Source organism: Rhodobium orientis, from assembly GCF_003258835.1.
In the GTDB taxonomy this organism is placed as follows: domain Bacteria; phylum Pseudomonadota; class Alphaproteobacteria; order Rhizobiales; family Rhodobiaceae; genus Rhodobium; species Rhodobium orientis.
Window position 1 is genome coordinate 1 of sequence record NZ_NPEV01000064.1, and the last position, 23,910, is coordinate 23,910.

21 protein-coding genes are annotated in these 23,910 nt (G+C 67.2%); 8 read left to right on the forward strand and 13 right to left on the reverse strand.

The window, feature by feature from the left end; all coding sequences use genetic code 11:
- Positions 1-242: 242 nt before the first annotated feature.
- Positions 243-1,265, reverse strand: a complete 1,023-nt coding sequence (locus tag CH339_RS20835) for a DUF2125 domain-containing protein (RefSeq protein WP_170138608.1) — start codon at positions 1,263-1,265, stop codon at positions 243-245.
- A 190-nt stretch (positions 1,266-1,455) separates the two neighbouring features.
- On the opposite strand from CH339_RS20835, the gene CH339_RS20840 reads away from it, so the two are divergent.
- Positions 1,456-1,980, forward strand: coding sequence for a gamma-glutamylcyclotransferase (locus CH339_RS20840; RefSeq protein WP_111436308.1), 525 nt, complete (start codon positions 1,456-1,458; stop codon positions 1,978-1,980).
- A gap of 27 nt (positions 1,981-2,007) precedes the next feature.
- On the opposite strand, the gene CH339_RS20845 is transcribed toward CH339_RS20840, so the two are convergent.
- The 5 genes from CH339_RS20845 to ftsE all read right to left on the reverse strand — a co-directional run bounded on the left by CH339_RS20845 (position 2,008) and on the right by ftsE (position 6,057).
- On the reverse strand, positions 2,008-2,352 hold the full coding sequence (locus CH339_RS20845; RefSeq protein ID WP_111436309.1) for a hypothetical protein: 345 nt from the start codon (positions 2,350-2,352) through the stop codon (positions 2,008-2,010).
- A 271-nt stretch (positions 2,353-2,623) separates the two neighbouring features.
- On the reverse strand, positions 2,624-3,412 hold the full coding sequence (locus CH339_RS20850) for a lysophospholipid acyltransferase family protein (protein WP_111436310.1): 789 nt from the start codon (positions 3,410-3,412) through the stop codon (positions 2,624-2,626).
- A 102-nt stretch (positions 3,413-3,514) separates the two neighbouring features.
- On the reverse strand, positions 3,515-4,267 hold the full coding sequence (locus CH339_RS20855) for a YdcF family protein (RefSeq protein WP_111436312.1): 753 nt from the start codon (positions 4,265-4,267) through the stop codon (positions 3,515-3,517).
- Positions 4,268-4,376: 109 nt separating this feature from the next.
- Positions 4,377-5,405 carry a cell division protein FtsX gene (locus tag CH339_RS20860; RefSeq protein ID WP_244669194.1) on the reverse strand — a complete coding sequence of 343 codons (1,029 nt, stop codon included), beginning with the start codon at positions 5,403-5,405 and terminating at the stop codon, positions 4,377-4,379.
- Complete coding sequence (gene ftsE, locus CH339_RS20865) at positions 5,398-6,057, reverse strand: cell division ATP-binding protein FtsE (protein WP_111436314.1); 660 nt, start codon at positions 6,055-6,057, stop codon at positions 5,398-5,400. The genes CH339_RS20860 and ftsE overlap by 8 nt, the downstream gene beginning before the upstream one ends.
- Before the next feature lie 242 nt (positions 6,058-6,299).
- Here ftsE and CH339_RS20870 point away from each other — a divergent pair, with 242 nt between their 5' ends.
- Genes CH339_RS20870 through CH339_RS20880 form a run of 3 tightly spaced genes read left to right on the forward strand, consistent with a single transcriptional unit; the run spans position 6,300 to position 8,520 of the window.
- The gene (locus CH339_RS20870) at positions 6,300-7,547 is read left to right on the forward strand and encodes a zinc-ribbon domain-containing protein (protein WP_111436316.1); all 1,248 of its coding nucleotides are present in this window, start codon (positions 6,300-6,302) and stop codon (positions 7,545-7,547) included.
- Positions 7,544-8,122, forward strand: coding sequence for a hypoxanthine phosphoribosyltransferase (gene hpt / locus CH339_RS20875; protein ID WP_111436317.1), 579 nt, complete (start codon positions 7,544-7,546; stop codon positions 8,120-8,122). The genes CH339_RS20870 and hpt overlap by 4 nt, the downstream gene beginning before the upstream one ends.
- Positions 8,122-8,520 (forward strand): response regulator, encoded by a 399-nt coding sequence (locus tag CH339_RS20880; RefSeq protein WP_111436319.1) that lies wholly within the window; start codon positions 8,122-8,124, stop codon positions 8,518-8,520. The genes hpt and CH339_RS20880 overlap by 1 nt, the downstream gene beginning before the upstream one ends.
- Here CH339_RS20880 and CH339_RS20885 read toward each other — a convergent pair.
- From CH339_RS20885 to argH, 4 genes are all read right to left on the reverse strand, one after another.
- A complete protein-coding gene (locus CH339_RS20885; protein ID WP_201241078.1) occupies positions 8,503-11,079 on the reverse strand; it encodes a TIGR02302 family protein in 2,577 nt (858 codons plus the stop codon). The genes CH339_RS20880 and CH339_RS20885 overlap by 18 nt on opposite strands.
- Before the next feature lie 169 nt (positions 11,080-11,248).
- A complete protein-coding gene (gene lysA / locus CH339_RS20890; RefSeq protein WP_111436320.1) occupies positions 11,249-12,520 on the reverse strand; it encodes a diaminopimelate decarboxylase in 1,272 nt (423 codons plus the stop codon).
- A gap of 48 nt (positions 12,521-12,568) precedes the next feature.
- Positions 12,569-12,799 carry a lipoprotein gene (locus CH339_RS20895; protein WP_207189646.1) on the reverse strand — a complete coding sequence of 77 codons (231 nt, stop codon included), beginning with the start codon at positions 12,797-12,799 and terminating at the stop codon, positions 12,569-12,571.
- 53 nt (positions 12,800-12,852) lie between these two features.
- Positions 12,853-14,274 carry an argininosuccinate lyase gene (gene argH, locus CH339_RS20900; RefSeq protein WP_111436322.1) on the reverse strand — a complete coding sequence of 474 codons (1,422 nt, stop codon included), beginning with the start codon at positions 14,272-14,274 and terminating at the stop codon, positions 12,853-12,855.
- A 29-nt stretch (positions 14,275-14,303) separates the two neighbouring features.
- On the opposite strand from argH, the gene tlpA reads away from it, so the two are divergent.
- The 4 genes from tlpA (at position 14,304) to CH339_RS20920 (ending at position 18,346) form a co-directional block, all read left to right on the forward strand.
- Positions 14,304-14,963 carry a thiol:disulfide interchange protein TlpA gene (gene tlpA, locus CH339_RS20905; protein WP_111436323.1) on the forward strand — a complete coding sequence of 220 codons (660 nt, stop codon included), beginning with the start codon at positions 14,304-14,306 and terminating at the stop codon, positions 14,961-14,963.
- A 22-nt stretch (positions 14,964-14,985) separates the two neighbouring features.
- Positions 14,986-15,480, forward strand: a complete 495-nt coding sequence (locus CH339_RS20910; protein ID WP_111436325.1) for a GNAT family N-acetyltransferase — start codon at positions 14,986-14,988, stop codon at positions 15,478-15,480.
- 280 nt (positions 15,481-15,760) lie between these two features.
- On the forward strand, positions 15,761-17,164 hold the full coding sequence (locus CH339_RS20915) for a lipopolysaccharide biosynthesis protein (protein ID WP_111436326.1): 1,404 nt from the start codon (positions 15,761-15,763) through the stop codon (positions 17,162-17,164).
- Positions 17,165-17,167: 3 nt separating this feature from the next.
- On the forward strand, positions 17,168-18,346 hold the full coding sequence (locus CH339_RS20920) for a GNAT family N-acetyltransferase (RefSeq protein ID WP_111436327.1): 1,179 nt from the start codon (positions 17,168-17,170) through the stop codon (positions 18,344-18,346).
- A 137-nt stretch (positions 18,347-18,483) separates the two neighbouring features.
- Here the strand turns inward: CH339_RS20920 and CH339_RS20925 are convergent, their stop codons facing one another.
- The 3 genes from CH339_RS20925 to CH339_RS20935 all read right to left on the reverse strand — a co-directional run bounded on the left by CH339_RS20925 (position 18,484) and on the right by CH339_RS20935 (position 23,759).
- A complete protein-coding gene (locus CH339_RS20925) occupies positions 18,484-20,151 on the reverse strand; it encodes an acyl-CoA synthetase (protein WP_111436328.1) in 1,668 nt (555 codons plus the stop codon).
- Positions 20,152-20,181: 30 nt separating this feature from the next.
- Entirely contained in the window at positions 20,182-20,715 is a 534-nt protein-coding gene (locus CH339_RS20930; RefSeq protein ID WP_111436329.1) for a CAP domain-containing protein, read from the reverse strand.
- A gap of 155 nt (positions 20,716-20,870) precedes the next feature.
- Positions 20,871-23,759, reverse strand: a complete 2,889-nt coding sequence (locus CH339_RS20935) for a DUF3772 domain-containing protein (protein WP_146610273.1) — start codon at positions 23,757-23,759, stop codon at positions 20,871-20,873.
- Positions 23,760-23,910 lie beyond the last annotated feature (151 nt).

Sequence of the window (23,910 nt, forward strand, 5' to 3'; positions counted from 1 at the left end):
CGGAAGGTCTGCGAGCAGGTGCCGTGGTGGCGGTAAAAGGCCCCGACCGTGGCAAAGGCCGACGACCGGCCGGCCTTCACCTCCTCATATTCCCTGATCAGGAAACGCCACTTCTGAACATAGTTCCGTTCAATCGTCCGGTCATAGCTGTTGTCGCGCATGGGTCGCTCCTTTCCGCAATCCCATCAGCGAATATCTGAACTTGCACAGCAATGACGACCGGTGGGCCGTGAAGGGTGCGCCTACCCCCCAACCGACGGCAGCCGAAACAGTGGGACGAGGCCGAGGGAGGCCTGACCGTTGCGGATCTGGATCGGCAGCACGTGGACGGTCTTGCCGTCCTCTTCGACCTTCCGGCCGAAGCCGGTGATGGCGCCTTCGATGCTTTCCAGCTTTGCCGGGTCGGCCGGCAGCAGACGCTTCAGCACGGCGGTCACCCGGCTGGCATCAGTGACCCTCAGGTCCAGCTTGCCCTCCGGCGCGCCGGCAGCGTTCAGTTCCAGATGCCCGCCGAGCGCCAGCCGGGCCGTGTCCGCCTCCAGATGCGCACGGGTGATGTCGACGGCCGGACCACCGGCTGCGCGGGCAGCGAGCGCGACGGGACCCGCGGCATTCGGCATAACGTTCGCCGGCAGACGGGCCTCAAGGCCGGCGCCGACGGGCGCGCCGAGCGGCACGGGGGATTCCACGAGGTCGGAGACGGAGAGCGCGATATCGATGGCGCCCGGCCGGTCCGGGGCCTGGCGCATATGGAACTGGGCGTTCGCGGCGGCGACGTCCTTGAGGCCGACCGGTCCGAAGCCGCTGACCCGCGGGTTTTCAAGAGCGACGGAAAGCTCCCTCGGACCATGGTCGCCGACGATCACGCTGGCATGGCCGAGGCTCCAGGCGATGGCGCCCGGCGCCCTGCCGCCCAAGGCGATTTCGGCCGGCGCATCGGCTTCCACGATGACATGGCGGGGCTTGTAGACAAGGGCGACGGCACGGGCGGCGGCAACCGTCAGGGTCGTTCCGTCCGGCGCCTTCAGGTCGAGCGGTGCACAGCGCACCTCGAGGCGGAACGGCCAGCCGCCGATCTCGCGCCCGCCGCAGTCGATCACCGTGCCGCCGCGTCGAAGATTGGCGAGCGTCCGGTCGATGACCGTTCCCGCGGTATCGGCGATGTACCACCACGCCGCGCTCCAGGCGGCGATGACGGCAACCATGCCGGCGACTGCCAGGACGAATATCCTGCTGGAACGGCTGCGGCGGGGCGTTTCGGTCAAGGACTGCTCCGGGAAAGGGCGACGGCGCCGGGTCGGGGCGGCGATTCGAGTCGATAAACCGCCATGCCGGCCCTTTTTTGGCATATCGGCCTGGGCCTGTCCCGCACGGTCTTTCCTTCGGCCGGCCTCGCCTCTATGTCTTGCGGTCGATGGCGCGGCAGAAGCGCGTGGCAACGACCGGGGCGGATGCATGCAGGATTTCTGGGTTTTCGGTTATGGATCGCTGATGTGGCGGCCGGGATTCGACCATGTCGAAGCGGCGCCGGCGCGGATCGCCGGCGTGCACCGTGCGCTCTGCGTCTATTCCTATGTCCATCGCGGTACGCCCGAACGCCCCGGCCTCGTGCTCGGCCTCGACCGCGGCGGCTCGTGCGTTGGCATGGCGTTCCGGGTGGCGGCGGAAAAGCGCGACGAGACGCTCGCCTATCTGCGTGCCCGCGAGCAGGTCACCATGGTCTACAAGGAAAGCATCCGCCGGGTGGTGCTGGAGGACGGCAGCGGCCGCGCGGCCCAGGCGATCGCCTATGTGGTCGACCGCGACCACGAGCAATATGCCGGCGTGCTACCGGAAGGCCAGGTGATCGACATCGTCCGGCACGGCAAGGGCCAGTCGGGGCCGAACGTGGAATATGTCGTCAATACGGCGCGGCACCTGGAAGAGCTTTCCATCCGCGATCACCGCCTGACGGCGATCGCGGATGCGCTCTCCGGTTGAATGCCGGACGCGTGCCTGGCTGCTTCTTCAGTGCGGCAGCGCGGCGTGCAGGTCGTCGATGACGGCCTGTCGTGCGGCGCGCGTCGGCGACAGAAGATGGACATAGGCGCGTTTCGGCCGGCCGAGACTTGCCGCCTCGGCAACGAACTGCGCGGCCGTGCCGACCCAGTTTGACCCAGGGTTTTTCCTCGGCAAGGTCGTCAGAACGACGGCGTTTTGAAAATCGCCGACGATGGCAACCGGCATCGTGGTGAACAGATAGCGTTTTCCGGACGCGCCGACCCAGTATTGATAGCGGTCGCTGTGCCCGAGAACATCCGCGATTCGCGACGCCTCGGCGCGCAGGCAATTGACAGGTGCTTCGGTCTCCATGGCATCATCTCCGTTGGCTGCATGCCGGACGGGAAACTTGCACTCATTGTCACGAAGAATTCTTATTGGATAACTGAATTACTTCATGATTTCAAGTATTTTATTTATCTGTCGGATAGAACCAGGGACATATGCATTACTTCCATGTAAATAATTGCTTCTTTAGAACGGCTGTATAGGATCCGGCTCCAGAAGAACTGAAATTTCGCTGGCCTAACCTTTTTGAGGAAATTGATACTCTTCGCCCTCGTCGAGACGCGCTGCTGTTCGCTCAATCGCTGGCGGACGTGCCGGCCACCGTCGGGGAATTATCGGCGACTTGCGCCAGCGGCGGCGGGCTATCGCTCGCGGCGGCTTCCTCGATCAGCCGCGCGCTTGCCGCCTCGATCTCAGCCTTCAGCGTCCTGTGGAACGTTGACGTCGACAGGCCGGGCGGGATCGGCGGCAGGATGTCCACGATGATCGTTCCCGGATAGCGCAGGAAGGTGCGCCGCGGCCAATAGAGGCCGGAATTCAGCGCGATCGGCAGGCATTCGCAGCCGACATTGGCGTAGAGATGGGCAACGCCGAACTTGTAGGCCGGTTCCGCGCCGGCCGGCCGGCGGGTGCCTTCGGGAAAGATGATCACTTGCCGGCCTTCGGCGACGGCCTTTTTCGTGCGCTCGGTCAGCGCCGGCAGCACGGCGGAGCCGCGGCCGCGGTCGATCGGCAGCATCCGGAACCGCGCCGCGTACCAGCCGAAGAACGGGATGTGCATCAGCTCGCGCTTGAGGATGAAAGTGGGATCGGCAAAGAGCGGGACGAGCGCGAAGGTCTCCCAGGCCGACTGGTGCTTGGAGGCGACGAGATAGCCGCCCGGCTTGATGTGCTCGCGGCCGCGGATGTCGACCTTCACGCCGGCGATATGGCGCAGCATCCAGAGATTGGCGATGCCCCAGAACCGGACCGCGTTCCAGCCCCAGCGCCGCGGCAGCACGAACACCGGCAGGATCAGGAGCAGCGCCACGGAGATGAAGGCGTAGAAGGCGATATTGAAAAGGAGAGACCTCAGAACGAGCATGGCGGCGTCCGGCGGATTGGAACAGGTCGGCCGGCATTGCTCTAGCGTATCCGGGCCCGCCAGGAAACCATGTGTCTTCGGTGCAGGGTATTCGGGAGAGATTCAGATGTCGTGCCGGTCGGCGCAGGTGTTGCAGCCGGCGATGCGGGCCGGGACGACCTCGTCGAGGTCCATGCTGAGGCGCAGCCGCGCGGCGACATACTTGACGTATTCGTTGAACAGCAGCTTTGCTGTGCCCCAGCGCGAATACCACTGCCCCAGCGGCAGGTTCTCGTGCACGACCGGATAGGGCTTCAGTTCCACATCGTCGGGGAGCGCATTGCGCAGTTCGGCCATGGACCGCGGCATGTGGTAGGCGCTGGTGACGACGATCAGCGAATGAAAGCCGTACTGGCGCACCCAGCGGCCGGTCTGCTCGGCGTTGCCGATGGTGTTTTCCGCCTTCTTGTCGAGGTCGACGCAGCAGGCGAAAAGGGCCGCCCGCCGCTTCGACTGGCGGGCGAGGCTGGCATGGGTGTTGGTCGGATGGACGCCGGAGATCAGCAGGCGCTGCGCGCGGCCGTCTTCCAGGAGGGCGAGGGCGCCGTCGATGCGGTGGGCGCCGCCGGTCAGAACGACGATGGCATCGGCCTTGCCGACGACGACCGGCGCGGTCCGCGAGACCGAGGTGGCGAAATGCAGGAAGCCGCCGACGAAGAAAACCGCGCAGAAGACGGCAACCACCAGCGACAGGCGAATCGCCAATGTCGTCAGCGACCTTTTGGAGGGGTCGCGCCGGTCCGCCGCAGCCGCGCCGCCGGCGTCGAGGGAGTTTGTCCGGCGGTCGGGCGTCGCGCTCATAACGTCAACGTCCATCTGTTCAGCATTGCCTTAAATTGCGGCGATCGAACGGCGTCCACAAGACCAATTCGGGGTTTCTCCACTGCGACGTCGGCGAACCCTCCGGTTTGTTGCGCGTTTTCGGTCACTCCATGGCGGCAAGCGTGCGCCGGACCGCCAGCCGCGAGGTGAGCGCGGTGAGGACGGCGACGACGAAGACAATGCCGAGCGCCGCGACATAGCCGAGGGCGCCGATACCGGTCTGGCCGAGGAGCGCCTCGAGCTGGTCGAAGGCGGCGGTGCCGGGCGCCTGGCGGCGCAACAGCGTCATGGCGGCGAAGGCGACGATGGCGGCCGCGCCGCCGGCCGCGCCGCCCTTCAGGCCGAGCAGCAGGAAGTGGCGCTGGAACTCGCCGGCGATGAAGCCGTCCTCGGCGCCGACGAGATGGAGGACCTCGATGACGTCGCGGTTGCCGGCCATGGCGGCACGGGTGGCGAAGACGACGCTGAGGACCATCGCCGTCAGCACGAGGCCGAGGATGATGAAGCCGCCGACCACCATGGTCTGGGCCATCGCGGTCAATTGCCGTGTCCAGGCCGAATGGTCGTCGAGGCTGCCGCCCGGAACGTTGTCGGCGATCGCCTTTTTCAGGCCGGGGATGTCGGCGCCGACGGGATCGTTCAGCTCGACCCGCACCAGCCGCGGTACCGGCAGGGCGTCGAGGTCGAGGCCGGCGCCGAGCCATGGCTCCAGCAGCGCCTTGGTCTCCTTGTCCGACAGCGCGTGGGCGGTGGCGATGCCGGGCGTTCCTTCCGCAATGGCGATCGCCTTTTCGATCTGGGAGGTCATGTCGACGCCGTCGACCGGGCGGATCTGCACCGTGACCTCGCGGGCGATGTCGCCCTGCCAGTCGCGCGAGGCGTCGTGGACGACGGTCACCGCGCCGACGGTGAGGCAGGCCAGAAAGCTCATGATGGCGATGACGATGGCAAGCGCATTGCCGGCAACGGTCGCCGGCGGCACGATCGGGGCCGCATCGCGAAACTCCGGTGCGCGCTTCTTCTTTTTCAGGCGCTCGCGCGCGCCACGCCGCTTCGGCGCCGATCCGGCATCCTTTTTCTCCGGTTCCGGCGCGGCGGTCTCCTCGCGGGCGCTGTCCTCTGCGTCAGTCATAGATATCCAGCCGTCCGTCATGGAGGACGATGCGGCGGGCATCGACCTGGTTCATCAGGTTGATGTCGTGGGTGGCGATGACCACCGACGTGCCGAGCTTGTTGAGCTCGGTAAAAAGACGCAGCAGCCGGCGGGCGAGCGGCGGGTCGACATTGCCGGTCGGCTCGTCGGCGAGCAGGATCTCCGGCTGGGCGATGAGGGCGCGGGCGATCGCCGCGCGCTGTTTCTCGCCGCCGGACAGCACCGGCGGCAGCACGTGCATGCGGTCGCCGAGCCCGACCCATTTCAGGAGTTCGACGACGTCGGAGCGGTATTTCGCCTCGTCGACCCCTGTGACCCTCAACGGCAGGGCGACGTTCTCATAGGTGGTCAGGTGTTCCAGGAGCCGGAAATCCTGGAAGACGACGCCGATGCGGCGGCGCAGGGCCGGCAGGTCGCTCTTGGGGATGCGCGCCGTGTCGCGGCCGAACATGGTGATCAGGCCGCGTGTCGGTCGCAGCGCCAGGAACATCAGCCGGATCAGGCTGGTCTTGCCGGCGCCCGACGGCCCGGTCAGGAACTGCAGGGACTTCGGCGCGATATGGAAGGTGACGTCGCGCAGCACCTCCGCGCCCATCCCGTATCTGAGGCCGACATTTTCAAAACGGATCACGCAAATTGCTCCTCAACGCCCTGTTTCGGCTTTTCCCGTCGTTTTTCGTTGCTCCGGCCCAACTTGGTCGAGCCATGTTAACGCTTCATTAACGTTAACGTTTTCCTTTGTTCTTTGAGGAGCCGGAACGCGCCGCGATTTGTCGGCGCGGTGTCCTGCGCCGCCCCCGGCTGCCATGAGGCATGTTAAGATTCGTCTGATAGGCTGCGGTTTCAGGCCGGTGACGGCAAGGTGGTCCGCATATGAAAATTTCCTGTCCGACCTGTGCGACATCGTATTCGCTCCCGGACGAAGCCGTCGGCCCGGACGGACGCGACGTGCGCTGCAACCGCTGCGGCATGATCTGGCGCGTCGACAGGGAAGAGCCGGAGGCCATCGAGGTGGCCATGCCCGAGGCGAAGGTGGCCGCGGCGGGGGGCGGCGGCGCTTCGGCCGCCAGACCCGCGGCGAAGGCGCCTGCAGCCAAGAAAGAGGTTGCGGCGGACGCGCCCGAGGGGCCCATGAACCAGGCGGATCTGGACGCCCTGTTCGACGGGCCGGGCGATGAGGATGCTTCCGAGCCGATGGACCAGGCGGCGCTCGACGCGCTGTTCGATGAGCCCGCCGCAGGGGACGCATCGGGCGATGACTCGGCGGAAATGAACCAGGCCGACCTCGATGCGCTGTTCGACGAACCTGTGGCGGCGGACGGCTCGGCAGAGATGGACCAGGCCGGGCTCGACGCGCTGTTCGACGGGCCGGGCGCCTCCGATGACGCCGGGGACGACGAGAACGGCGAACTGGACATGGCCGCCCTGATGGCGACCATCGACGAGGCCTCCAAGGCGTCCGACGACGACCCTGCTCCCGATGAAGACCTGGGACCGACGGCCGACGGGGCACCCTTTGCCGGCGTTTCGATGCCGGCAGCCGCCAAGGATACGGACGAAGAGCCGCCGCACGACATCGAATCGCTCGCCAAGCCGCGACGGCGGCCGCGGCTGAAGCGAAGCCGCGAGATGGGGCGCCGGGCGAGTGCCGCGATGGCCGCCAAGGCGCTGGCATTCGGCAAGTTCGGCGGCATCGTTTCCTTCGTCGTCGTCGTATCGGTGATCCTCGCCCTCATCGTCAAGCGCGAGGATATCGTGCGCAAGGTGCCGGACCTCGGCGGGCTCTACGCCGCGATCGGGTTCGAGGTGAACCTGCGCGGCCTTGAATTCCGCGACATCCGGGTGTCGCGGGAATTCGACAACGGCGCCACCATCCTGATCGTCGATGGCGCGATCGAGAACGTCTCCTATGGCGAGCGCACGGTGCCGAAGATCCGCTTCGGCTTGCGCGGCCAGCGCGGCGAGGAAATCTACGCCTGGGCCATCGATCCCGACAAGACGGTCATCCAGGCCGGCGAGACGATCCCCTTCACCAGCCGGCTGACGGAGCCGCCTTTGCAGACCCAGAGCATGCAGGTCCGGTTCACCGACGTGCAGATCGGAAGGACCGCGCGCCGATGACGGAGCCGCAGATCGACGTCCTCTACAGCGAAGAAGAGATCGCAGCGCGGATCGACGACCTCGCCGGCGAGATCGCCCGCACGGGTTTTGAGAATCTCCTGGTCGTGGCGGTGCTGAAGGGCTCGTTCATGTTCGCCGCCGATCTCCTCAGGGCCATGCACCGTACCGGGATGGCGCCGGAGATCGAGTTCCTGCAGCTTCGCAGCTACGGCGCCGGAACCACGTCGAGCGGCCGGATCGAGGTGCTTCGGGACATCGACACCGACGTTGCCGGTCGCGACATCCTGATCGTCGACGATATCCTGGAATCGGGACGCACGCTCGCCTTCGCCCGCGACCGGCTCCTGGAGCGCGGGGCGCGGCGGGTGGCGATCGTCGCCCTCCTGGACAAGCCGGGCAAGCGGGCGGTCGACATCAACGCCGACTTCGTCGGCTTCGACTGCCCGGACCGGTTCATTTTCGGATTCGGCATCGACATGGGTCATGCCTATCGGCAACTGCCCTATATCGGGGCGCTCCGGGAGCCGCCGGCGGCTGCGGCCGGCCCCGGAAAGGCCGGAGAAGGAGAACGCTGATGGCGCGCATTCTTTTGACGGAAGACGACGATGCGGTCCGCGCCTTCGTGGCGCGCGCCCTCGAGATGGACGGGCATACGGTGACCGTGACCTCGGATGGCGGCGAGGCGAGCGAGGTGCTCTTGGCCGAGGACGGCCGCTTCGACCTGCTCCTTTCCGACATCAAGATGCCGGTGATGGACGGCATCGCGCTGGCGCTCAATGTGGCGCGGGACTGGCCGAAGATGCCGATCCTCTTGATGACCGGCTTTGCCGACCAGCGCGAGCGGGCGCACGGGCTCGACCAACTGGTCGAGGACGTCATCTCCAAGCCGTTCTCGCTGGCCGAGATCCGCGCCGCCGTCGGCCGGGTGCTCGCCGGGTCGGCGCCGCAGATGGCCTCAGTTGCCGGGAATTAGCCGTTCCAGGTAGTCCAGCTCCAGGCGCGGCCGGTTCGGGTCCGAGAGCCTGCGGCGCAGCTCCTCCAGGATGCGGCGCGCCTCCTGGACGTCGATCTCGCCGGGGATCTTGGTGCGGTCGTCGAAGCTCGGGCCGTCCGTCTGGCGCGGCCGGCCGAGCGGGTCGTTGTTGGGATTGCGGCCCATGCGCGGGCCCTGGCCGCGGCCCTGGGACATCATCTGCTCGATCATCTGGTCGGCGCCCTCGCGCAGCGCGTTCAGCGCGTTGCCCTGGCTGCCGACGGCATCGCCCGACTGGCCCTTGCCGAGCTGGCGTCCGGCATCGCCCATGAAGCCTTCCGCCTCGCCGAGCTGCTGGCCCGGCTGCATGCCGAGCTCCTGAAGCCGCTTCATCATTTCCTGAAGCTGGCGCTGCAGGTCGCCCTGGCCCTGCTGCAACTGCCCCTGCTGCTGCTGGCGTTCACCATTCTGGCCCTGCTGGCCGTTCTGCTGCTCGCCCTCTTGCTGTTGCTCCTGGTTGAAGCGGTGGGTCTGTTCCATCAGCTCGCGCTGGCGGCGGATCATCTCGCCGAGCTGTTCCAGCATCTCGGCCATTTCGCGGCCGGCCTCGGTCTGCGGCGACTGCATCCTGCCGGTCTGCAGGTTTTCCATCATCTGCTGCATCTGCGACAGCAGTTGGCGGGCCGAATCCTTGGAGCCGGATTTCGCCAGTTCCTCGATGCGGTCGAGCATTCGCTGCATGTCTTCCTGGCTGAGGCTGCGGGCGTTCGGGTCCATCGGCGCCATGGCCTGGGGGTTGCGCCGGGCCTGTTCGGCGAGCGCCTGGAAGAACTCGTTCATGGCCTGGCGCAGCTCTTCGGTCAGCGTGGCGATCTCCTCGTCCGAGGCGCCGTTTTCCAGCGCCTGTTCCAGCCGCTCCTTGGCCTCGCGCAGCTTGCGCATGGCGAGCGAGACTTCGCCGTCCTCGATGGAGAGCGCCAGCGTCCACATCAGGTCGACGACGTCGCGCAATTCGTCGTCGGTCTGTGCCGACACCAGCCGGCGATAGGCGAGGCGCATGCCGAGGAACACCGAGGCGCTGTCGATGAAGCGCTCCGGGGCGATCATCAGCGCGTCGAGGGCATCGACCACCTCGCCCTGCTTGTCGCGGTCAAGGGCGAGGATACGGCGCTGTTCGACGATCGCGCGGGCGAGCGGCTTGCCGAAGGGGCGCTCCGGCAGGGTGATGGTGACCGGCTCGCTGGTTCCCGTCTGGCCGGCGATATCGCGGGCGGTCAGCGTCATCAGCACCTCGCTGCCGGCCCAGGGATGGGCGGTAAGGTCGCGGATGGTCTCGCCGCCGACCTTGCGGCCGCCGCGCTGGGAGAGGACGAGCGGGAATTTCGGCGCCGGGATCAGCGGCTCGGTGGCGGCATCCTCGGCGTCGTCTTTAACGGCGCCTTCCTTGCTGGCATCCGGGACCGGCGCGAAGGTCGCCTCGGCGCCGACGACGCCATAGTCGTCGGTGGCCTCATAGGTCAGCTTCATGGCCCGCGAGACCGTCGTCTCCATGTCCTTGGTGAACTTGATCTCGGGCTTGGCGTCGGGTTCCACGGCAAAGGTCCAGGCGGCGCGCTCGGTCTCGCCGTCGCGCACGGTGATGGTGCCGTTCCTTGTCAGTTCGAGATGGAATTCGGCCGGTTTCGCCGGGGCATCGGAGGCGGACGGCGTGCTCCCCTCGCCGACCGGGGCAAGGTCGGCGGTCTCGCCGTCGGCTGTAAAGGAGACGGCGAAGTCGCCCTCACCCTGGATGCGGGCGACGAAACGGCTGGTGGCCGGCACGGCGATCGGCTTGTCGGGGTCGCGGGCCGGCGTCTCCTCGCGGGTCAGGAAGATCGGCACGCGCGAGGTGTAGGTCGGCGGATCGATCCAGGCGTCCAGCCGGTAGCCGGCGCCGGGTTCTTCGGCGGGTGCGGTGAAGGCGCCGGAGAGCCGCGCCGTGCGGTCCGGGCCGGCAACGCTGAAGCCGATGACGAACAATGCGGCAACGAGGACCCGGAGCGCATAGGGGTCGGTGCGATAGAGCTTCGGCTCGGGCAACCCGGCGGCGATCTTCTTCAGGCGCTCCGCGGCACGCTTCTGGTGCAGCTCCCAGAGCGCGCGGCTCGCCGCGTCCCGCCTGCCGGAGGCAAGGGCGTCGGTGACGGCGGTGACCGGGCGGTGGATGAGGCCGGAATGGTGTTCGACGCGGGAAAGGCCGGCGGCGCGGTCCGGCCAGCGCAATTGCGCAAGGCGCCACAGGGTGAAGACGGCGGCGCCGGCAAAGACGCCGAGAAGGGCGAAGCGCAGCCAGTCGGGGACGACCAGCCAGAGGCCGAGCCAGGAGACGGACAGGAACAGGGCGACGACGGCAAGGAGATGGGCAAGCCGCGGCCAGGCCTCCTCCCAGAACAGCGTCGCGCGGGCGCGCCAGACGGCGCTGGCGATGCGGTCCTGAAGGCCGGTGCCGAGGACGGTCCGCCAGAAGCCCCGTGCGTTCCCGTTCGACATGTCCTCGCTGCCCTGCCGGCGGTTTCTCACCTTTCGAAATCCTCCTTGGGAGCGTGTGACGAAGCGCTCCTGACGGCCGCCTGGCCGTTCTCAGAAGAATCTAGCACAGATGATCGATCTGTCCCTTTTGTGGCGGGATTTTCGGAAAAACCGCGATCAAACAGACGTGATCCGGCCGGCGGGTGCCAGCGGTCGTTGTCTATTCGGCCAGCCAGTCCGGCACGCTGTCGAGCCCGATCATCTCTTCATAGGTCTGGCGCGGGCGCACGACGTGGAAGCGGTCGCCCTTGACCAGCACCTCCGGCACCAGGAGCCGCGAATTGTAGGTCGTCGCCTGGACCGCGCCATAGGCGCCCGCGGACATGACGGCGACGAGATCGCCGGCGGCAAGCTCCGGCATCTCGCGGTCGCGGGCGAGGAAGTCGCCTGTCTCGCAGACCGGGCCGACCACGTCGACGGACCTCTTGGCGCCGCCGATGCGGGCTTCCTCGACCGGGCGGATGCTGTGATAGGCCTCGTAAAGGGTCGGGCGCACCAGGTCGTTCATGGCCGCGTCGACGATGTAGAAGGCCTTTGTATCGCCGGGCTTCACATAGACGATGCGCGTAACGAGGATACCGGCATTGCCGGCGATCAGCCGGCCCGGCTCAAAGACGATCTTGCAGGCGAGCCGCTCGACATGGGCGCGCACCACCTCGGCATAGCGCTCCGGATGGGGCGGCGGCTCCATGCCGTCGTGATAGGGGATGCCGAGGCCGCCGCCGAGGTCGATATGGTCGATGGCGTGGCCGTCGGCGCGCAGGACCTCGATGAGATCGCCGAGCCGCGAAAAGGCCGCCGCGAACGGCTCAAGCTCGGTGATCTGGGAGCCGATATGCATGTCGATGCCGACCGCACGGATGCCCGGCAGGCCGGCCGCGCGGGCGTAGATCTCACGGGCATGGGTCCAGGGGATGCCGAACTTGGTCTCGGCCTTGCCGGTGGCGATCTTGGCGTGGGTGCGGGCGTCCACATCCGGGTTGATGCGGAAGGAGACCGGAGCCTCGACGCCGCGGCTCGACGCGATCCCGGACAACAGCTCCAGCTCCGGTTCGGACTCCACGTTGAAGCAGTGGATGCCGGCATCGAGCGCAAAGGCCAGTTCGTCCGCGGTCTTGCCGACGCCGGAGAACATGATCTTCTCGGCCGGGATTCCGGCGGCCAGCGCGCGACGCAATTCGCCTTCGGAGACGACGTCGGCGCCGGCGCCCTTGGCGGCGAGCGTTGCCAGCACGGCCTGGTTGGAATTCGCCTTCATGGCGTAGCACAGCAGGCACGACATGCCGGCAAAGGCATTCATGAAGACGTCGTAGTGGTGTTCCAGCGTCGCCGAGGAATAGCAGTAGAACGGCGTGCCGATCGCCTCGGCGATGGCATCGACGGCGACGTCCTCGGCATGCAATGTGCCGTTCTTATAGGCGAAATGGTGCACGGCGGCAGCTTTCTGGCGGTTCCCTGGGGGGCGTCTGGAGGTCCGGCCCTAGAGAAGGGGATCGAGGAAGAAGGGCCGGTCCGGGACCTCGCGGCCCTTTTCGTTCTTGACCATGGGCACGGCCGGGTCGCGGCGCGAGGCGGCGTCGGCCGGCGGCTCCAGCGTGCCGCGGCGGCCGCAGCCGGCAAGCGACAGGGCGGCCGTCAGGACGATGACGGCGGTCACGGCGGCGCGGCCGCGATGTCGGTTCACGTTGCGGTTCTGGCGCGAGCGGGTCACGGGGTGCGGCTCCGGTTCTGTCGCGGCCGATCTTAGCCGATCGGCCCGGCGGCTCAATCGTCTTCCAGGTCTTCCTGGGAGAATTTCGTGGCCTTCCTGTTGAGGAGGGCGAGCCACTCCTTGGCGGCCATGCGCACATTCTGCGGGGAGGTGCCGCCGTAGCTGGTCTTGCTCTTGACCGAGTTCGCCGCCGACAGGAAGTTGAAGATGTCGTCGGTGAAGCGGGAATCGATGGCCTGCAGGTCCTCCAGCGTCATCTTGTCCAGCGACACCTTCTTTTCCGCCGCCGCGGCGACGGCACGGCCGGTGACATGATGGGCCTCGCGGAACGGCATGCCGACTTCCCGGACCAGCCAGTCGGCAAGGTCGGTCGCCGTCGAATAGCCGGCATTGGCCGAACGTCGCATGTACCGGTTCTCCGGCTCCATGTCGCGGATCATGCCGGCCATGGCGGCAAGGCTGAGGGACAGCGTCTCCATGGCGTCGAAGACCTGCTCCTTGTCCTCCTGCATGTCCTTGGAATAGGCCAGCGGCAGGCCCTTCATCACCGTCAGCAGCGAGACCAGCGCGCCGTTGATGCGCCCGGTCTTGGCGCGCACCAGTTCGGCGGCGTCCGGATTGCGCTTCTGCGGCATGATCGACGAGCCGGTGGTGAACTTGTCGGAGAGCTTGATGAAGTTGAACTCCGACGAGCACCAGATGATGATCTCCTCGGCCAGCCGCGACAGGTGGGTCGCGGTGATGGCGGCGGCGGAAAGGGTCTCCAGCGCGAAGTCGCGGTCGGAGACGGCATCGAGGGAGTTCGACATCGGCTTGTCGAAGCCGAGTGCCTTGGCGGTCATGTAGCGGTCGATGGGAAAGGAGGTGCCGGCCAGCGCCGCGGCGCCGAGCGGACACTGGTTGAGCCGCTTGCGGGCATCGCCGAAACGGCCGCGGTCGCGCGCCAGCATCTCCACATAGGCGAGCAGGTGGTGGCCGAGGGTGATCGGCTGGGCCGTCTGCAGGTGGGTGTAGCCGGGCATCACCTGGTTGAAATGCTCCTGGGCCTTCTCGGTCAGCGCCAGCATCAACTCGGCGATCTGGCCGTCGATCACGTCGACGGTGTCGCGCACCCAGAGCCGGAAGTCGGTGGCGACTTGATCGTTGCGGGAGCGTGCCGTATGCAGTCGGCCAGCGGCCGGGCCGATCAGTTCGGCGAGCCGCGCCTCGACGTTCATGTGGATGTCCTCAAGGCCGCGGGAAAACTGGAACTTCCCGGCCTCGATTTCTCGCAGGATCGTGTCTAGACCGTGAAGGATCTTCTGCGCATCTTCCGAGCCGACGATTTCCTTGGCCTCGAGCATCAGGATATGGGCCATGGAGCCGGCGATATCCTGCATGTAGAGCTTCTTGTCGAAATCGATGGAGGCGTTGATCTCTTCCATGATCTCGTCGGGGCCCTCGGAAAACCGGCCTCCCCACATGCGATTGCTCATATCGATCCTTTCCGGAGATCTTTAGCGAGATGACGACCCATAAAGCAGGAGTTTCACGCCTTGTGAAGGTGGCGCTGGCGGCCGGTGCGGTCGGCATCGTCGCTGGTCTGGCGGCGGTATACGGGATCGGGGGCATGTCTGGCAATGGCAGCGCCAATCCGCAGTGCGCGGCGGCCGAGGCAATCGCCGAACGGATAACCCCTTACCGCACGGGCGACGTCGCCGGCTTCATCCCGACATCGCAGTCGCGCTTCCTCGCCGACCTCGCCTTCACCGACGCCGACGGCAAGCCGATGACCGTCGCCGATTTCGGTGGCAAGACGGTGCTCCTCAATCTCTGGGCGACCTGGTGCGCGCCGTGCCGCAAGGAGATGCCGACGCTCGATACGCTGCAAAAAGAGATGGGCGGCGGTGACTTCGACGTCGTTGCGGTCAATATCGACCGGCGCAATCCGGAGCGGGCGCGGCAGTTCTACGAGCAGATCGGGGTGGAGAGCCTCGACTTCTACGCCGACCCGTCCTCGCAGATCTTCGAGGAGTTGAAAAAGCGCGGCCGGGCCATCGGCATGCCGACGACGCTGCTGGTCGACAAGAAGGGCTGCGAGATCGGCGTCCTGCACGGCATCGCCGAATGGGATTCGCCCGACGCCAAGGCGCTGATTGCCGCGGCTATGGACGAGACGAAATAGGCACGGCGGTTCGGCCTCGCCCATGACCGCCGACACCGCCGATCCCGACATCCGCTTCGGCCGGCTGGGCGAGGTATCGCTGGAGGCGATCGCGGCGCAGATGTCCGATCCGCGCGTCACCGAGCACATGCCGCTCGACAGGGGCGGCTGGGACCGGGCGGCGGCGCGGGCCTTCGTTGCAGCAAAGGAGGCGACCTGGCGCCGCGACGGGCTCGGACACTGGGCGATCTTTGTCGGCGAACGCTATGCCGGCTGGGGCGGCTTCCAGAAGGAGGCGATGGAGTGGGACTTCGGGCTCGTTTTGAGGCCGGAGCATTTCGGCTTCGGCATGCGGATCACACGGCTGGCGTTGGACCGTGCCCGGTCCGATCCGCGCATTCCGTTCGTCACCTTCCTGCTACCGCCGTCGCGGAAAAATCTCGCCGGGCTTGCCCGTCTCGGTGCCGAATTCGCTGGCGAGGTTGTCCATGAGGGCGCAAGATTTCGCAAGTATAAACTGGATACATCCACGGCGTGATGGAGCCGCCTTGATGTCGTCTGCGGCCGGTGTTCCGAGCCGCCCACCGGGGTGCGGAATGTCAAGCTATTGAATTTAATTGTCTTCAGTTTCTCTGCATCCGTTGCATACAAGATATTAAATTCATACAGATGAGCGTGCGCGGCGCCGTTACGGACTATCCCAAGCGATTCGGCAGACCGGCGCACGGAATCTTAAACCTTGCCTGCGACACTTTCTCCTCCGGCCGGCCTGCCGCCTCGGCGCCGCGCCTGAGCATGGGGAGCGCTCCTTGCGGGCAATGCGGATCAAGACCGGATTGGGCCTTTTGCCGCCGCGCCTGTCGCGCCGCGCCGCGCCGCTCGTCGCCCGGCTCGAGGACATTCTCCAGGGCACCGACGAGCACGCCAGCGCCCAGCGCATGGCGGCCATCGCCTTTGCCATCCGCATCGTCGGCGCGGCCATTGCCTACGGCTCGCAGATCCTGCTTGCCCGCTTCCTCGGCGGTTTCGAATACGGCGTCTTCGTCGTCGTCTGGACCTGGGTGACCATCCTCGGCTCCATGGTCCATCTTGGCTTTGCCACCTCGGTCATCCGCCTGATCCCGGAATATGAGCAAACGGCGCGGCTCGACGACCTGCGCGGGATCATTCTCGGCAGCCGCCTCGTCAGCCTCGTCGCGTCAACCGCGATCGCCGGCATGGGCGCGCTCGGGGTCTTCGCCCTCGGCGATCTCGTTGCCAGCCACTATGTGCTGCCGATCTATCTGGCGCTGGTCTGCCTGCCCCTCTTCACCCTGACGGAGGTGCAGGAGGGCATCTGCCGGGCCTATTCCTGGACCGACCTGGCCCTGTCGCCGATCTATATCTGGCGCCCGATGCTGATCCTCGCCGTTGTCCTCGGCATGGACGCCGCGGGCGTTCCCCTCGATGCCGCCAATGTCTGTCTTGCCGCCATCGGCGCCACCTATGTCTCGGCCGTCATCCAGTGGCTGCGGCTCGACCGGCGGCTTGCCGGCGTCGTTGCCGCCGGCGCGCGGCGCTTTGCGCTTGGCGACTGGCTGCGCATCTCCCTGCCGATCCTGCTGGTCGACGGCTTCTTCGTGCTGCTGACCGGGACCGACGTCGTCATCCTCGGCCAGTTCCGCTCGCCCGACGAGGTGGCGGTCTATTTCGCCGCGACCAAGACCCTGGCGCTCGTCCATTTCGTCTATTATGCGGTCCGCGCCGGCGCCGCCCACCGCTATTCGAAATTCTTCCATTCCGGCGACCATGACGGGCTCGCCCGCTTCGTCGCCGATTCGGTCAAATGGACGTTCTGGCCGTCGCTGGCCTTTGCCCTCCTGCTCGTCGTCTTCGGCGAGCTGGTATTGTCGCTGTTCGGCGCCGGCTTTGCCGCCGGCTATCCGTCCCTCGTCATCCTCACCGCCGGCGTGGTCGCCCGTGCCGCCCTCGGGCCGGTGGAATCGCTGCTGACCATGGCCGGGCACCAGAACGCGGCGGCCGCCGTCTATGGCGGCACCTTCGCTGCCAATCTCATGCTTTGCCTGCTCCTGATCCCTGCCTATGGCGCGGAAGGCGCGGCCGCCGCCATGAGCCTGGCGCTGATCGGCGAGTCGCTGGCGCTTTATTCCGTCACCAGGCGCAAGCTCGGCCTCAACGTCTTCGTCTTTGCCCGGCCGAAGCCGGCCCCGGCGGCGGAGTAGGCAATGGATTGGGCTTGCGACAGGACGGCAATCGAGGCCCTTGCTCCCGGCCTGCAGGGTTTGGCCTGCGAGACCGTGCCGGTCGCGGCCGCCGCCGCCGATCTCGCCGTCTGGCGCGACCTTGCCGACCGGGCGGCGGACCCCAATCCGTTCTTCCGCCCCGAATTCCTTTTGCCGGCGATCGCAGCGCTTCTGCCGAAGCGCATCGCCATCCGCCGGGTGCGCGACGGCGCGGGGCGGCTCCTGGCGCTTGCCCCGGTCGTTCGCGGCTCCCTCGGTTTCGGCGTCTTCGGGGCGTCCTGGTCGGTCTGGGCCCACCCTTACGCGCCGCTCGGCACGCCGCTTGTCGACCGGGACGCGGTGGAGGCCGCCGTCGCGGCACTGCTTGTGCCCGGCTCCGGCGGCGCGCTTGCCTTCCCCGAACTCGGTCTCGACGGGCCCGTCGGCGCGGCGCTGCGGCGCCATGCGCCGGTGCTAGGCGTGGCGCCCGTTGCATTGAATGTCCACCGGCGCGCCCTGCTGGACAGCCCGCTGTCCGCCGAGGCCTATCGCCAGACGGTGCTGTCGCCCTGCCGCCGACGCAACGAGCGGCGGTTCCTGCGCCGGCTCGCCCGCCACGGCGCGGTGACCTTCACCACCGCCACGGAGCCCGATGCCGTGGCCGCGGCATTTGCGGAATTCCTAGAACTCGAAGCCTCGGGCTGGAAGGGCGACAAAGGGACCGCACTCGCCTGCGACCCGGGGATCACGGGTTTTGCGCAGGAAGCGGTCGCCGGGCTGGCGGAAAAAGGACGTGTGCGGATCGACGCCTACCGGATCGACGGAAATCCCGTCGGCATCGTGGTCTCGCTGGCCGACGGCGGCGACGTCTTCACCTGGAAGATGGCGCACGACATGGAATTTGCCGCCCAGTCGCCGGGCTTCCTGACCCTTCTCGGCCTGACCGAGGCCGTGCTGGATGACGTTTACGTCAACCGTATCGACTCCCTCGCCGATGCCGGCCACCCCATCGTCGACCACATCTGGCACGAGCGGCGCACCATCGGCACGCTGCTGGTCCCGGCCGGCGGCTCGCGCACGCGGTTCCGGCTGGCGGCGGCGGAGGCCGGCGCCTATCAGCGCTCGCGGGCGCTTGCGAAGGGGTTGGTCGGGACAGTCCGGCGGAGGCTGAACGGCAGATAGGGTCTTCGTGGTGCCTGGTTCCGGCGGCAGCCGCAGGGTTTCTGGATTGCCGCGTCGGCCTTACGGCCTCCTCGCAATGACTTTGAAAGCATTGAGAAATTCGTCATTGCGAGCGAAGCGATGCAATCCAGAGCAGCCTATCGGCTGCCCTCTTTCGCCGCCTCAGCCGCTTCCTTCTGTGCTTCTTCGCGAAATTTCCGCCGGATGACCTTGCCGGTGGTGGTCAGCGGCATTTCCGTCACGAAGGCGACCTCGCGCGGATATTCGTGGGCGGAGAGGCGGGTGCGGACGTGCTCGCGGATGGCGTCGGCAAGCTCCGCGCTCGGCGCCTCGCCGGGCGCCAGCACCACATAGGCCTTGACGATTTCCGTGCGTACCGGATCGGGCTTGCCGACGGCGGCGGCGAGCTTTACCGCCGGATGGCTGATCAGGCAGTCCTCGATCTCGCCTGGGCCGATGCGGTAGCCGGCGGAGGTGATGACGTCGTCGTCGCGGCCGACGAAATGGACGTAGCCGTCCTCGTCCATGATCCCCTGGTCGCCGGTCAGCATCCAGTCGCCGACGAATTTCTCTTCCGTCGCTTCGGCGTTGTTCCAGTAGGTGAGGAACATCACCGGGTCGGGCCGGGCAACGGCGATCTGGCCGAGCGTACCGCGCGGGGCGACCTCGCCGGTGGCGTTGATGACGGCGACGTCGTGGCCCGGTACCGGCTTGCCGATGGCGCCGATCCTTGTCACGCCGATGGCCGCGCAGGAGGAGAGCACCAGATTGCACTCGGTCTGGCCGTAGAACTCGTTGATCGTCAGGCCGAGGGTCTCGCGGCCCCATTCATAGACTTCCCGGCCGAGCGATTCGCCGCCCGAGCCGATGGTCCTGAGGTCGAGGTCGTAGCGGGAATTCGGGTCGTCGACGGCGCGCAGAAGTTTGAGGGCCGTCGGCGGGATGAAGGCGTTCCTGACCCGGTGCTCGGCCATCAGCCGGAACGCCTTTTCCGGGTCGAACCCCTCGAAGGCGTGGCACAGCACCGGCACGCCGAAATGCAGCGCCGGCAGCAGGACGTTGAGGAGCCCGCCGGCCCAGGCCCAGTCGGCCGGCGTCCAGAGGCGGTCGCCGGCGCGGGGCAGGAACTCATGCGGCATCTCCACGCCCGGCAGGTGGCCGAGGAGGACGCGGTGGCCGTGCAGCGCGCCCTTCGGCGGCCCGGTGGTGCCGGAGGTGTAGATCATCATCGCCGGATCGTCGGCGCCGGTATCGGCCACGTCGGCGATGTCGGCCGCCTTTTGCAGGAGGTCTGCAAGGCCGACGACGGGAATGCGCCCGGCCGTCGCGGGCCCGTCGACGGAGACGACGAGGGTCAGGTGTTCGAGATCGTCGGCGAGCGCGGCGATTTTCTCGACGCCGGCGGCATCGGTCACCAGCGCCTTGGCGCCGGAATCGCCGAGCCGGTAGCGGAGCGCATCGACGCCGAACAGGGCGGCGAGCGGCACGGCGATGCCGGCGCGCTTGTAGATGGCGAAATGGGCGATCGCCGTTTCCGGCATCTGCGGCAACAGGATGCCGACCCGGTCGCCGCGGCCGATGCCGTGGGCGGCGAGCGCGTTGGCGAGCCTGTTGGAGCTTTCAGCGAGATGCCGGAAGGAGACGTCGGTGACGGTGTCGTCGTGGGCGACGTGGATGATCGCCGTGCGGTCCGGGTCGCGCACGGCCCAGCGGTCGCAGGCATCGAGCGCGATGTTGTAGCGCTCCGGCACCTGCCAGCGGAACGCGGCCCTCAGGGCGTCATAGTCGGTGGCCTGCGGCAGCATGGGTTTCGCCTTTCCCGCGCCGCCGATCGCCTATTCCGCAGGCTCGGCGACGATGAGGCTCCAGAACACCCGGTATTTGTTGCCCGGTACGTAGGCCGTGGCAACACCCATTCTGGTTGCGGTGGGATGGCGCAGCACCGCGTCGTGCTGTTTCGAGGAGCGCCAGCCGGAAAAGGCCTCGGCGATGGTGCGGTAGCCGGCGGAGACGTTCTCGGCCGCCGCCTTGTGGGCGTAGCCGGCATCGTCGAGGCGCTTGTCGATCTTGCGGCCCGCCGTCAGCGCGACGCGGACATCGGCCTTTTCGGCCATTGCCTCGGCCTGCTCCCGGGCCAGCCGGTTCAGCACCGGATCGGCGGTGAGCGGCCTCAGGCCGCTGCGGGCGCGGTAGGAGTTGACGACCTCGTAGATGACGACGTCGTTGCCGAGGTCGACGCCGGGCCGGTCAAGCTCGCGGTACATGGGCGAGACGGTCTCCGGCCCCGTGCAGGCGCCAAGGCCGAGCGCGGCGGCAATGAGGATCGCCCCAAGGCGGCGCCCCGGCGCCGGAAAAAGCCGTTCAGGCATCTATGAAGTCCCTGTTCCTAGAGCGTATTCCCGGAAAGCGGAGACGGCTTTCCGGATAAGAATACGCGTCCAAAAAAAAGCTGGAGCGTTTCGGGCGATGCCTCCATCGCGTGAAACGCTCTAGTGTCCCGCCGGCCGTCTTAGCACGGACATGGTTAATCATCTCCATCCGCATCGTTCGGATCGATGTCGGCGTAGCTCGGCCGGTCGTCGCGCGGGGTGTCCGCCGTCTTCGGCTTGGCGCGCCCGGCCTTGCGCTTGTCCATCAGTTTTTCCAGCCGGTCCATATCGCGCAGGTTGATGTCGCGCTGCGGGAACGGAATTTCCACGCCGGCCTCGCCGAAGCGCCGGTAGATGTCGTAGCGCAGGTCGCTGGCCGTGCCGAGCAGGTAGCCGACGTCACTGACATAGCAGCGCAGCTCGAAATCCAGCGAGCTGTCGCCGAAATTCATGAAGAACACGCTCGGGGCCGGGTAGGCGAGAATCATCTTCTGCTCGCGGGCGCATTCCATCAGGATCTCGCGTACCTGGTCCGGGTCGCTGCCATAGGCGACGCCGACCGGAACGATGATGCGGCCGGTGACGTCGTTGTGCATCCAGTTCTTGACGACGCCGGAGATGAGGTCGGAATTCGGCACGATGACGGCGGCGCGGTCGAAGGTCTCGATCTCGGTGGCGCGCACATTGATGCGCTTGACGAAGCCCTGCTCGGAGCCGACGACGATCCAGTCGCCGACCTTGATCGGCCGTTCGGCCAAAAGGATCAGGCCGGAGACGAAGTTGTTGACGATGGACTGCAGGCCGAAGCCGATGCCGACGGAGAGCGCGCCGGCGACGATGGCGATGTTCTGCAGGTCGAGGCCGATATAGGAAAAGGCGATCATGCCGGCGACGATGACGCCGACATAGCCGACCGCGGTCTTGATCGAGGTCTTCAGGCCGATGTCGAGGCTGGTGCTCGGCAACAGGCGGTTCTCCATCCAGCTCTGGATCGAGCGGGTGAAGGCGTAGCCGGTCAGGAAGATGCCGAGCGCGATCAGGACGGCGGACAGCGAGAACGTCACGTCGCCGACCTGGATGCCGAAGAAGACGGCCTCCAGCGACCCGAGGAGCTTGGTCGACTGGACGCCCCAGGGCGTCAGGATGAGGACGGCGGCAAGGCCCATCAGGATGATCCGGAAGAGACCGGACAGGACGACGCCGACCTGCTCGCTGCGGGCCTGGGAGACGAGATTGTCGCCGGCCTCGATGCGGGCCGCCGCCGCGTTCCTGAGCCCCGTCGTCAGGGTTTCGTCGACGAAGATCAAGAGCAGGTGCAGGAGCGACAGGACGGTGACCGTCCAGATGATCTGGATGGCGACGAACCAGCCGAAGGCGATGAAGCCGAGCATGGTGCCGAAAAGGCCGGCGATCGAGGCCAGCGTGACCAGCGGGATGAACCAGGACCAGAACCGCCCGGCGCTCGCCTGGTCGTCGGCGCCGGAGGCAATGCGCCCGCGCGCAACGATTCTGACGCTGGACAGGATCAGGAGGTGGTAGACGACGGCGAAGCTGCCATGGACGAGCAGCGTCAGCGAGATCGGCGCGAAGAGATTGCGGGCGATGCCGTCGAGCAGCACGTTGGCCGCCAGCATCACGGCAATGGAGAAGATCAGGATGATCAGCCGGTCGACCGCGCCGTCGGTCAGCGGCACCATGCGCCAGTTCGGCCGGCCCGGCGCCAGGATGGCGCGGGTCAGGCCATGGGTGGCGGACAGGGTCAGGACGGTGAAGATGATCGTCCAGGAGAAGTTGTCGATGCGGTCGGGCGAGGCGCCGATCGCCTCGATGATGCCGAAAAAGGCGCCGACGCCGATGAGCGGCAGCATCATGTTGACCAGCATGACGACGAGGGCCGCCCAGACCTTTTTCAGGAGCGGCGGCTCCTCGGTCATCGCCATGCGTTTCGACTTGCGCAGCAGCAGCCGGTGAAAAACGGCGACCACCGTCAGGATCAAGCCGCCCATGGCGATCAGAACGATGCCGGCGACCTCGCCGATCTGTGCTTTCAGCAGGCCCCACCAGTCGACCGCCAGGAGAGCGAGGCTGCCGAGGGCGGCGGGCAAGTCGTTGAGGGCATTGAGCCAGAGCGTCGGGTCGGCAATGCTGCGTTCGCGCTCGAACAGACGGCGGGCAAACAGGGTCCGCTTGCGGTCGTTGACGGCGGCGACCAGTTCCTCGGCGCGCAGGGTCGCCACGCCGATCTGCTTGACGAGGCCTTCGAGCTGGGCGCGTTCCTTCTCCAGCTCGGTGCGGTTCTCCTTCACCTCCCGGGATTCGACCGTCTCGTCTTCGGCCGGGGCAAGCTGCTGGATGCGGGCATTGAGCGCATCGACCGCCGGACTGATCGACTTCTGCGTCTGCAGGGTGTCGAGCCGGAGCACCTCCAGATTGCCCTGCAACTCGTTGAGGTCCCGGTTGGTCAGGCCCTCGCGCTGCAGCGCGGCCGTCATCTGGTTGAGGTTGCGTTCCCAGGCTTCCAGTTTCTTGCGCAGTTCGGCCATGGGAATGGCAAGGGGCGTGGTGGTGCGAAGCTCGGCGTCGACCTCGCCGCCGGCCGGGGCGGCTTCGGGCGCACTTGCCGGCGCGGTCTCCGGCTGGGGCGCGTCGGTGCCCTGGGTGCCGGCGGAGGGGGCCGGCGCGGCAGGGGCGGCGGTGTCTGCGTCCGCCGGCCGGGGGGGTTCGCTGCCGCCGTTCCGGTCTTGGCGGCGATCGATCGGCATGTCGAGCGGGCGCGCCGTCGGCTGCACCACGGCGTCGGCCGGAGGAGGCGTGTCGGGGACGGCCTTGTCCGGCGCCGATTGATCCGGCGCTTGCGATGCGGCGGGGGCGGCTTCTGTCTGCACCGGAACGGTTGCGCTATCGCCGGATTGCTGGGCCCCGACGGGCGCTCCCGCAAGGGCAAGGCCCGCGGCCAGGGCGGCGGCCAGCGCGATCGCGCTGGCGGCGCGGCCGCGGCCGGCCGGCATTGCGGTTTCGGTGGCGTCGGTCCCCGGATGTGTCACGCGTTCTCCCGCGGGTCGTCATGGCGCAAGGCGCCGCCCCGCGGCACGGCGGGAGGGCGAGCACATCTTCTATCGGCGTTCGGGGAAAGAGGGAAGGGAAACCGGCGCCCGGCACACGTGGGCCGGCATGCGCCGGGGCCGGACGGAAGCG